8 protein-coding genes are annotated in these 11,251 nt (G+C 44.8%); 2 read left to right on the plus strand and 6 right to left on the minus strand.

Annotated elements, in window-relative coordinates; genetic code table 11:
- Nucleotides 1-227: 227 nt before the first annotated feature.
- From C8D97_RS06640 to C8D97_RS06665, 6 genes are read right to left on the minus strand one after another with little or no spacing between them, the layout of a single operon-like run.
- On the minus strand, nucleotides 228-1,574 hold the full coding sequence (locus tag C8D97_RS06640; protein ID WP_109762968.1) for a DUF58 domain-containing protein: 1,347 nt from the start codon (nucleotides 1,572-1,574) through the stop codon (nucleotides 228-230).
- Nucleotides 1,571-2,614, minus strand: coding sequence for an AAA family ATPase (locus C8D97_RS06645; RefSeq protein ID WP_245411406.1), 1,044 nt, complete (start codon nucleotides 2,612-2,614; stop codon nucleotides 1,571-1,573). The genes C8D97_RS06640 and C8D97_RS06645 overlap by 4 nt, the downstream gene beginning before the upstream one ends.
- Nucleotides 2,611-4,002 carry a DUF4350 domain-containing protein gene (locus C8D97_RS06650; RefSeq protein ID WP_109762969.1) on the minus strand — a complete coding sequence of 464 codons (1,392 nt, stop codon included), beginning with the start codon at nucleotides 4,000-4,002 and terminating at the stop codon, nucleotides 2,611-2,613. Before C8D97_RS06650 ends, C8D97_RS06645 begins: the two co-directional genes overlap by 4 nt.
- The gene (locus C8D97_RS06655) at nucleotides 3,999-5,660 is read right to left on the minus strand and encodes a DUF4129 domain-containing protein (RefSeq protein ID WP_109762970.1); all 1,662 of its coding nucleotides are present in this window, start codon (nucleotides 5,658-5,660) and stop codon (nucleotides 3,999-4,001) included. The genes C8D97_RS06650 and C8D97_RS06655 overlap by 4 nt, the downstream gene beginning before the upstream one ends.
- Complete coding sequence (locus C8D97_RS06660) at nucleotides 5,657-6,637, minus strand: stage II sporulation protein M (protein ID WP_109762971.1); 981 nt, start codon at nucleotides 6,635-6,637, stop codon at nucleotides 5,657-5,659. The genes C8D97_RS06655 and C8D97_RS06660 overlap by 4 nt, the downstream gene beginning before the upstream one ends.
- Entirely contained in the window at nucleotides 6,634-7,317 is a 684-nt protein-coding gene (locus C8D97_RS06665) for an RDD family protein (RefSeq protein WP_109762972.1), read from the minus strand. Before C8D97_RS06665 ends, C8D97_RS06660 begins: the two co-directional genes overlap by 4 nt.
- A gap of 713 nt (nucleotides 7,318-8,030) precedes the next feature.
- Here C8D97_RS06665 and C8D97_RS06670 point away from each other — a divergent pair.
- A complete protein-coding gene (locus C8D97_RS06670) occupies nucleotides 8,031-9,881 on the plus strand; it encodes a DUF885 domain-containing protein (RefSeq protein WP_109762973.1) in 1,851 nt (616 codons plus the stop codon).
- Nucleotides 9,882-10,105: 224 nt separating this feature from the next.
- Nucleotides 10,106-11,248: an efflux RND transporter periplasmic adaptor subunit gene (locus C8D97_RS06675; protein ID WP_109762974.1), complete on the plus strand. Its 1,143-nt coding sequence runs from the start codon at nucleotides 10,106-10,108 to the stop codon at nucleotides 11,246-11,248.
- The last annotated feature ends 3 nt before the right edge of the window (nucleotides 11,249-11,251 follow it).

Here is an 11,251-nt window from a genome sequence, read left to right on the forward strand (position 1 = left end):
GTTTCTGTCATCTGGAACCAGAGTTATTAAAACTGAGATATTTAAACAGAGTTATTGTAATTGGATAACGGTAACTGAATTATTGAGTCATGGTTGGTTTTACAGCCATGGTGTTTTCGAGCCAGCGAGTGTTCGCAGAAGGCGTTATCGGGAAGTTCAATTTACAGCGACCATTTAAGGTTTTGAGCCTATTCAAGGTCTTGATTATATCCAAGGAGCCGATCATATCAGAGTTTGCCACTGCGCTTAATGTCAAAATATTGGTTCACTAGCAGGCTCGCCAATTGTTTGGGAACCGTATCCAGAGTTATCACACCTTTGTTCCGGGTTTGATTATTCAGTTGCTGTCGTTGTTGTAAATATTCGGTTGTTTCGGCGTAGGTGAGTGCCTGTTCAAAACGTTGAACGGGTTTATCCAGCACATCATCAAGCGACTGTTCGCGTAAGTTTGCCAGCAAAATAAGATGGTGTTTGTTCAATAAGTTGATGGCGGGTTCAAGTTCCACCCAGTCTTCATCTCGACAATTTGAAATCAGTACCACCAGAGAGCGTTTGCGAATGCGTTTGTTTAATTCTGTGGCTGCTTCAATAAAATCCGATGCGGCAAGGGTTGGGTGGCAGTCATAAACCTGATTAAGCAGAGTGTTAATGATGTGGGTGCCTTTTTGTGGCGCCAACCATCGATTGATGCCACCAAAGGTTAACAAACCAACCGCATCACCCTGTTTAAGACCAATATAACTCAGCAAAAGCAGTGCGTTTAATGAATGATCGAAATGACTCAGCTGTTGATCCTGTGTCCGCATACGGCGACCGCAGTCGAGTAGAAAAATTATATTTTGATCTTTTTCTTCCTGATATTCTTTCGAAATGAGTTTCTTCAGTCGCGAGCTGGCGCGCCAGTCAATCTGCCGCAAGGTATCACCCAGGCGATATTCCCGTAATTGATGAAACTCCAGACCATCGCCCCGTCGATGTGCCAGTCTTATACCCAGTTGTGAAGTTTGCTGATCCGCCGATAATAAAATGTATTGATGAATGGCGGCAAAATTAGGGTAAACCTTAATGGCTTGTGGCTTCGCGGTTAATACAAGTCGTTGCCATAACTTTAACCGTGAACTGGCTAACAGCCGGGTAGAACCAAATTCTGCATCGCCACGTTTATGACGGGCAAACTGATAGGTGACGCTGCAGTGACTGTGACCTTTCAGGTTTACTTGATAGGGCAGTCCTTTTATTTCACTGTGTTCCGGGTAGTGATCGTTTACAAATAATTGCACAGAGCGCGACAATGGATTTTTGATCGACAGGGTGACATCGGTAAATGCACTCACCGCCAAATTGTGAGATACCTTGCGACTGGATGTCAGGGACGATAATTGTCGTAAGGAAAATAGATCCATAACAGCAATTAATAAAAAACTTGCGCCAGCAAACAGCCAGAAGTTTATGCCCAGGCTGGTTAGTCTGGGCAAATATTCAAAAGCAGATTCGGCAATGGCGTAGGCGGCAATGATTAATGCCAGAACAAACCAGCAGGCTAAACCAATTAAAAATGTTTGTGACGGTCTCATTGTCTTGGTGCATCTACCTGACTGAGAATATCGTCAATCACATCGTCCACTGCAACGCCTTCAATTTCCAGTTCGGCTGATAACTGAATGCGATGGCGTAACACCGGCATGGCCACCGATTTGATTTCATCGGGGGTGATAAAATTTTGCTGACGAATTAATGCCAGTGCGCGTGCGCATCGAATAAGAGCAATGCTGGCTCGTGGGCTGGCGCCAACTCTTATGCCAGACCAGTCTCGGGTAGCAGCAACAATGCGTACAGCGTAATCGAAAAGACTGTCGTCAACGTCTATGTTGGCAGCCGCCATCTGGCACTGTTCAATGTCTGCGGGTTCGGCAATCGGTTTAATGGCTGACAGTAAACGGTAACTGTTTAATTGCCCGGTGGTGACATTTTTCACCAGTGTGACTTCGTCTTCCGTGGTTGGGTAGGTCACCTGAACTTTCATTAAAAAGCGATCCAGTTCGGCTTCAGGCAATGGGTAAGTGCCTTCCTGCTCGAGAGGATTTTGAGTGGCCATTACCATAAACGGCGTTTCGGTTTTGTAAGCGTTGCCTTCAATGGTGATTTGTTGTTCCTGCATAACCTCTAACAGTGATGACTGAGTTTTTGCCGGTGCGCGATTAATTTCATCGGCCAGTAGCAAGTGAGTAAATGCCGGGCCTTTACGCATTTTAAACTGCTCCGACTTTGGATCATAAATGGCGTGACCAGTTACATCGCTGGGCATTAAATCGGGGGTAAACTGAATGCGAGAAAACTTGCCGCCAAAGGTTTTTGCCAGTGCTTTTACCAACAAGGTTTTTCCAATACCGGGTACACCTTCAAGTAGCAAGTGACCACTGGCAAACAAACACACCAGTGACTGTTGCAATACTTGATCCTGACCGATTAAAACCTGACTTATTTGTTGTTTCATCTGGCTAATCAGTTCCGCGCACTGGGAAACGCTATTATTATCAGTGGTGTTATCCGAATTTCTATCAAGAGTACCATCAGACATTGACTGGTCAGCTTGTGGTGTTTCGTTATCAATCATAATCGTTGTCCGTAAAGTTTTTGTCGAAGTAACTGCAGTGAACGAATGCACTGGGTAAATTGTTTTTGATCTTTGGGCTCGGTTAGCAGCGCCAGTTGTAACTGCTGGCGATCGAGTGCTGAATGTTGTTGCAGCAGACTCAGTTGTTTTTCTTCGGAATAGTTTGAAAAACCACGATGTTTGCGCTGAATCGCTTTTAAAACAGTGTGCCGCGTATTGCTGAGCAGTTGCTGACCATTTTTCTGTTGGCCCGTTTGTTGGCCATATTGTTTACCATATTGTTGCCATTTAAACTCGGCTGCGGCTCTAATGTGTTGCAACAGCTGCCGATTTTGGTTTGAAAACTGAGCAAATACGGGCCCAGTTTTAACCTGAAAGTGCCAAATCAGCATAAGCATTAAAACACCTAACGCAATAACCACATAATAACCGTGTTGCCAAAGTAAACTCAGCAGTGAATCAAACTGAGGATTATAAATAATAATAACTGACGGGCTGGCCTGGGTAAGCTGATGCAAAAACAGCGCATGATCAACTTGATCAATACGATTATTCTGCCAGATGGACATATCGCTTAACACGGTAATAAACCCATCGCCCATTGCGTATCGCAACAAATGAGTGGCGTTGTCGGAACCATCTATCCATACAGCATTTCCGCTGGTGTCCATCAAAGTAGATGCATGGTTGAAAACAATTTCTGTGGCAGGCTGATCCGGATCAATATTTAAATAAGTGGTGTTATCGTAGCTTGTTTCATAGTATGAGACTTCTGAATCGTTTGGCTTATCATTGTTAGAATCAGTATCGTTAAAATCAGTATCGTTAAAATCATTCTCATTATTGTCAGTACCATCATGGGTTGAATGTTCGCTGGGTTCATCATCTTTATGCTGTGATATCCAGCCTTGAAAAGGATAAAGTCGAACACCAAGTGATTGTAAAATCGGCGCATCGCTGGTACGGCGTTCATCGTCGTAAAACTCGGTGGCTTTCAGGATCAGATGACCACCCTGTTGCACAAAGTGTTTTAGATTTTCTATCCGTGCCTTGCTTAATGGTTTGCGACTGTTGCTGATAATGATACTGCTGCTGGGATCAAGTGGCTTATCGAGTCGGCTGAAAGATTGATCAAAGCTTGCTTCTGTATTGTTTTTTTGTAGAAAGAACTGCGCCGCCAGAAAAGGATTTTTTCGTGCTTCATAGCTAGCGCCAATATTTTTTTCGTAAAAAGTTTTGTTGGCAAAAGTCAGCAGCCAGCTGCCAAGCAAACCCAGGCATAAAATCACACCACTGAAAATCCAGGTGGAGCTGTTCACGCTCAGTTCAAAGCTCAACAATGGACGTCGTCTTCTTTCGTTTATGGCGGAGCTGATGTTGTCACTCATGTGGCAGCCCCCGAATTATTGCTGGCGACGGATGATTCCATAGATACCGTTTGATTAAAGCGACTGTCTGAAAACAGGCTCGGCCAACTATTGCATAAGTGCTCGACTTTTTCCGGTTTTGGCAGTTGGTGGCCGTAGGCGTATAAGCGCCATATCTGTATCAATTCATCAAAGTAAGCGGAGCAGTTTTTTGGCGCGCGTCGACGTACCAGAGCCGCGCATTCCAGTTCGGTATCGCCCGCTTCAAAATCACAATGACAGTGTTCTATTAGTTGCACAATGGTGGCTTTAAGCAATAAGGATAAGGCTTGTCGGTGTTGCCCTTTTTGCCACAGTTGCCAGCTGTTTTTTTCCGGGTGCTTAGGTAATGAGTCGGCACGCATGTCGAGACCAAATAACAGATCCGGTTGATTTTGTTTAATGGTTTTCTTTTTACCAAACCGGAAAAAGTGCTTTAAGTCAGTAAGTTTTACGATTAACCAGAACACTATAAAAATAACCACTAACCAGAGCAACCATTCGGCAATGGTAGCGAGGCTTTTAAAAAAACTTAAAATGTTAAAGTCAGAGGACTCCTGCTTCTGGTCATTGGAATTCCAGTCCCAGTCAAAATCAAAAGTTACCTGGCTCTGCTGTTGATGGCGCCGGAAAGGTTCGTTATCCAAAATATCGTTTATCTGCTGTTTGGCCTGTTGCTTGGTAAGATTTTTTTGTTGCTCTTGCTTCAGTTCCTTGTTTTCTGATGTAACGGGCTGGTTTTCAGATATAGCAGTCTGGTTTTCTGACGTAACGGGTTGGTTTTCAGATATAACAGCCTGACTTTCGGACAGTGTAATCATCATCAAACATAAAACAGGAACGCACAACAGTTGAACCCGATTTCTGCGCCGTGTTTTATGCTGCTGTTTGTTAATGCGCTGTGCCAGTTGTCGAAATACCAATTCGATATCCCAGGCTTCTAAAATGGTGCGTTGATTGATGTAAATCGAAAAGCCGCCCAACATATGAAATGGGCTAAAAAATCCAAGTAAAAGGTATATCAGTGTTGCCTGAATAATCTGACCGCTTATAGACTCGGAACTCCATAACCAGTCGATTACATCATCGCCCAGTTGTTGCAGATAAATATCCGGCGTTAGCCAGACAACCAGTAACAGCAGGTTGACATAAAATAACAGATGAAAAAATAGAAATAACAAGGTTAGCCAACTGCAGGCACCTGCATTAAACGCATGTAAAGTGCCGAGTCGACGACTGCGTGAGTTACCCGATAAATTTTCCAGCTGACTCACTGCCAGATCCATTGGTCGGGTTAAACTGAAACGGCGCCAGGTTAATGCAGCGAACCATTGTTTAAACGCATAACTCGGGAATTGTTGAATGGATTGTTTAAAACCGGGGCGTTGATCAAACAGTGCCTGACTGATGTAGTTTAATAAACTGGTATCAAATAATGGTTTTATCCACCAGAAAGCAATTAAAAACCACAGCAGATGATTATGGAACAGCAACACTCCCAGAATAAAAATTGGCAGGGTAATGCCAAACCAGAGCGTGTATAAATCTCGCCAATGATGTTGCACCATACGAAAGCCGAGATCGAGCGCTTCCCATCCGAGTCGTGGTTTTACTTTGGCGGTGATCGACTGCAAGTTCATGATTGCACCGCCTTGCGCGGCCAAAGCAGATACAGGTAAACCAGAAACCAGAGTGACCCACCCACAATGTATTTTGTGGTGTTGGTCAGGTTACTGCTGGACGACCAGAAGGCTTCAATAAATGCCGCTATCACTAAAAATAAAATGGCACCATACATCAATTCAATGGCTTTTTTACTGGCTAATTTTAAAGCGTCCAGTCGGCTGATGTTACCGGGCGCAATCAGTGACCAGCCAAGCAGTATTCCGGCCATGCCTGAAATCAGTATCGCCGTCAGTTCAAATGAGCCATGACCAATAACAAAAGAGAAAAAAGTAGACTGGTATTTAATGGCAACAATATGCGCGCTTACGGCACCAAAGTAGACGCCATTAAAGATGAGAAAAAATAGTGAGCCGAGGGTAAACAGTATACCTGTGGCAAAGGTTCGAAAACCTATGCCAATATTATTTTTAATGTAATGACCAAACATTAAAAAGTCGGTGTCGGATTCACGCAGACGACCAATCGATTTTTGTTCCGGATCATACATGGCTTCCAGTTGGTTGACCTGATCCGGTGGCATAATGGAATAGACCATATCGGGATTTAACAACGTCAGTATAAATAAAATAATTGCAGGGCCATAAAAGATGGCATGGGTGGTCCAGAATAATTTTAAATGTTGTTGTAACCGGTAGGAAAAGCCATTGGCGATAAAGGCAACTATTTGATGCAACAGTTGAGTGCGCCGCGTATACAAAATCTGGTGGCCACGTAATACCAGCGTTTCTAAATGTTCAATTAGCTGAGGGCTGTACTGGCGCTCTTTGGCAATGGCCAATGAGTGACAAATGGCCCGATAATCTTGTGGAAAATCATTGCGATCGTCATCTGGCAGTTGATGGCGTTGTTTACGACGTTCAAGCAAAGACAGTTTTTCGGCAAAAGCTGCCCACTGAGACTGGTATTGTTGTTCAAACTCCTGCTGTCTCATCGGTGTCCTCTCAACCAGTTGGCAATACCGAGCAGCTTTTCGGTTTTTTGTTCGTCGGAGTTTCCGTCCACCAGAGGATCAAGCAGCGATACCAACTCATGATTGCGTGCCTTGCTGAGTTGTTGACTGCGTTCGCCAAAGTGCAAAATAGCGCTTTGTTCATCCAGCGTTAGCGCAACGGGCGATTGTTTTGCCGGGCAAACTTTGAGTTTTCCGCGATGACTGTAGGATTTTTTATGGATCACCAGGGTGCCTGCGGCCAGATCACCCAGTCGTTTAAACTGTTTATTGAGCATCATGCTGAGTAAACCGGTGAGGTAAAGCAGTGGGAACATATCCGCGGTCCGCAACAGGTTTCTCACCAGCGAAGCGCTCCAGCTCACCGGGGTGCCATCGTCATGAACAACCGCCAGTCCCATCATTTTTTTGCCAGGCGTCGCGCCTTGCATTAATACTTCAAACAACACCGGATAAAACCACTCCAGTAGGAAAACAAACACATACAGAATGCCGCGACCAAAGTGCCCCATGATGCCCAGCACAAAACTCAGCAACATATAAATGCCAATCCGGATCAGCATATCGAGCATAAATGCCAAAGCTCGGGGAACCGGCCCTGCCACTGGCAGGTTGATTTCAAGTCCTTCGGGTACTTCTACCTGATGATTGGTGTCGAGCATCGGTGAGCGTTACTGCAGCGAATCGGCGCAAAGCGTAAAACGGTTGTGCATTGTTAAAACTATGTCTGTTAATTGTGAAAACCGCGTGGCCATTAAAATATCCATCATTATTATTGAGTCAGTTAGCGAGCCTTTGGCACCCTGAATTGCAAAGACAGATGAACTAAGGCTAATTTCCTGATCAGCAGTGTACTGTATTTTTTTTGGGATGCCTAATTGGCGATAATTCGATTATGAATCAACCAGTTGGCGATGATTTGGAATAAATTGAGTACCGATTCTCAAAATTACCTTTTGCTGCTTTAAGTTTAAGCGGCAACTCGATAAGGTCGATTTGAAGGCTAAGGTTATTCACATGTCTTTTTCAAGAGTACTGTCTTTTATAGAAGTTCAGTCTTTTATAATCAAAGTCTGGTTTAGAACTTTGTTTCGGTCAGGCTTGATATAAGTCCGGTTAAAGCCGTGGATCGCACCCAGTTGTTATCCGTGGATACCTTTAATCACTGTTACCGCTATAGAATGAGTGCATTCAGGCAGCGTAGACTTTAGTTTTCATCCTAGTTGAACTGACTGATATTTCGACCCCTAATATTGCCCCGCTTAGTCAGCGGGGCTTTTTTTTTGCTTTAAACTTTGCAACATCTTTTTTCTGATATCTAACCGTTGTTTTGTTATGTTTAATGCCTAATAACAAACCTTGGTTGGGTTCCTTCATGATAAAAAAAATAATCATCTGGCTGGTTAGCTTAATATTGCTGGCTATTGTCCTGGTTTCCGGATTTGTTTGGTACAACCTAAATTTTCGTCCGGTAACGCTGGATCTATTCTTTAACCGTGTGTTGTACGAAATGGTTAAAGACAGCCCGGAAACCCTGAGCAGCCTGCATGTGCTGGAAAATATCGGCATCAAAGGTCATCAGAGTAAACTGGATGACGCCGGGCCAGAGCAAACCAACGAAATGTTTGACAAAGTTAAACATTTTCGCGAAATGTTGCTCAGTTACGACAAACAGGACATGACCGAGGATCAACTTTTATCCCGTGAGATCTTACTTTATTTAATGGACTTTATGGTCCAGATGGAACCCTATCGATTCCACAATTATCCGGTAAATCAGCTGTTCGGTGCGCAATCGAACTTTCCTTCGTTTATGGATGCCCAGCATCAGGTGAATGAGCTGGAAGATGCGGAAGATTACGTGGCCCGGTTACACGCGGTAAAAACCAAGTTCGAGCAGATTGGCCGTGGGCTAACACTGCGTGAACAAAACGACATTATTCCACCGCAGTTTGTGATTGATCGGGTACTGGTGGAAATGAAAGAGTTTGTCGCGCAACCGGTGGAGCAAAATATTCTCTACACCTCGCTGCAGGAAAAAATGGAAAAGGCCGACATTGAACCGGCTGAGCAAACGCGAATTCTGGCTGATGCAAAACAGGCGATTATCGACAGTGTGCATCAGGCTTACGATGGATTTATTCAGTACTTTGAATCGCTTGGCGATAAAGCCGACAGTCGTGACGGTATCTGGAAGCTGCCCGATGGCGATAAGGCTTACAAACTTGCGTTAAAACTGTTTACCACAACGGATTATTCTGCCGAAAAAATACATCAGATGGGATTAAGTGAAGTGGATCGTATTCAGGCCGACATGCTGGATATTCTGGCACAGCAAGGCTTCGATACCACCGATGGCTTTACCGCTGCAATGAAGCAGTTGGCGGATGATGAGCGTTTTTATTACCCCGATACCGATGCCGGCCGTGAACAGATCTTGGCAGACTATCAAACCATTATTGATGAAATAAATACCGGCCTTGATGATGCCTTCCGGGTTCGGCCAAAAGCCACGGTAGAGGTTAAGCGAATTCCGGAGTTTAAAGAGAAAACATCGCCCGGTGCCTATTATCAGCAACCGGCTCTGGACGGTTCTCGTCCCGGTATTTTTTACGCCAATTTGTACGACATAAAAGCCACACCGAAATACGGCATGCGCACCTTGGCCTACCACGAAGCGGTGCCCGGCCATCATTTTCAAATAGCCATTCAGCAGGAGCTGGAAGATGTGCCCATGTTTCGAAAATTTGCGCCTTTTACCGCCTATGTTGAAGGTTGGGCGTTGTATTCCGAACAAGTGGCGTGGGAACTCGGTTTCCAGCAAAACCCGCTGGATAATCTGGGACGTTTGCAAGCGGAATTATTCCGGGCTGTACGCTTAGTAGTGGATACTGGCATTCATGCCAAACGCTGGCCGCGCGAACAGGCCATAGACTATATGCTGGCCAATACAGGCATGGCGAAAAGTGATGTGGTGTCGGAAATAGAGCGATATATCGTTATGCCGGGTCAGGCTACGGCTTACAAGGTAGGCATGTTGAAAATTCTTGAGCTGCGGAAAAAAGCCAAAAATGCACTGGGTGATCGTTTTGATCTAAGAGACTTTCATGATGTGGTGTTAAAAAATGGTGCCGTGCCTCTGGATATTCTGGAAAAGATCGTTAACACATACATTACAGAAACGTTGGCAATCGACCAGGCACAAACAGTCGAACTTGCTGGTTAACGCTTCTTATCGAATTACGGAAACCAATGGTAGCAACGTTTACTAAAATAACTGTTAAGCAAACCGTCGTTTAGTAAGTTCAAGCAATATCAAATGTTTCCGTATTTGAAAGCAATTTAGTCGTTATAAAGAGCCAATGGGCGAGCGTATCGCCCATTGGCTCTAAGCGGGCAATAGTTTCGTATTGTTAAGGTAATAGTATTTTTAAAAGGTTGAAAACCGTTATGCACTCAATAAAGCGTCGATTAACACTCACCCGCGGCTGCGCATGCATTGCTCTGTTTTTGGCCGGAGCTTTAACCGCAGCTGAGCAACCTCCGGTATCGGTGATTGTGGCTGAAGTAAAACAGCAATCACTGGTGGATCAGGTAGAAGCACTGGGCACATTAAAAGCCAATGAGAGCGTCGAGTTAACGGCAACCGTTACCGAACGGGTTACCGCGGTAAACTTTACCGATGGCGAACGTGTGAAACAGGGTGAGTTATTGGTTGAAATGGATCATGCGGAAGAAAAAGCCCTGTTGGCTGAAGAACGTTCACGATTGTCGGAAGCATTAAAGCAGGTGCAACGTTTGCAACCTCTGGCGAAAAAAAATGCTGCCACCCAGTCAACGCTGGATCAACAACAGCGTGAAGTGGAAACGGCTCGGGCCAGAATGGACGCTATTCAGTCGCGCATTGAACGACGGCGAATTGTTGCGCCGTTTGATGGTGTATTGGGATTGCGTAATATCAGTGTCGGTGCGGTAACTCAGCCGGGCAAACTCATCACAACCATCGATGATGATCGCACTTTAAAACTCGATTTTTCGGTTCCGGCATTGTTTCTGTCAGCCGTCAAACCGGGCTTGATGATTGAGGCCAGAACGCGGGCATTTCCCGAAAGGATCTTTGAAGGTGAAGTAATGAGCATCGACAGCCGGATTGATCCCATCACCCGCTCGGTGGTGGTGCGCGCCTATATTGATAATGCCGAAGGACAATTAAAACCGGGTTTGTTAATGCGCGTTACGTTACAGGCGAACCCGCGTACCACTTTAATGATCCCGGAAGAAGCACTTATTCCCACCGCGGATAAAAATTATGTGTTTGTGATTGCAAATGATGCGGTAACAAAAGATGGTGTAGCAAAAGACCGTCAGCCTTTAACCGTAAAAAAACGTGAGGTGGTAATAGGCACCCGGCGACCGGGTGAGGTGGAAGTGATTGACGGATTAGCGGAACACAATAAAGTGGTTACGCATGGCACGTTAAAACTATCAAATAATCAGACGGTCACCATACGAGCCGAAGAAAAAAATAATGAATCACTCAAGCAGTTGCTGCAGTCGGGCAAACAAAATGATTCAACTCAGGGAGCGCGTTAGTTT

Source organism: Pleionea mediterranea, assembly GCF_003148745.1.
Lineage (GTDB): Bacteria > Pseudomonadota > Gammaproteobacteria > Enterobacterales > Kangiellaceae > Pleionea > Pleionea mediterranea.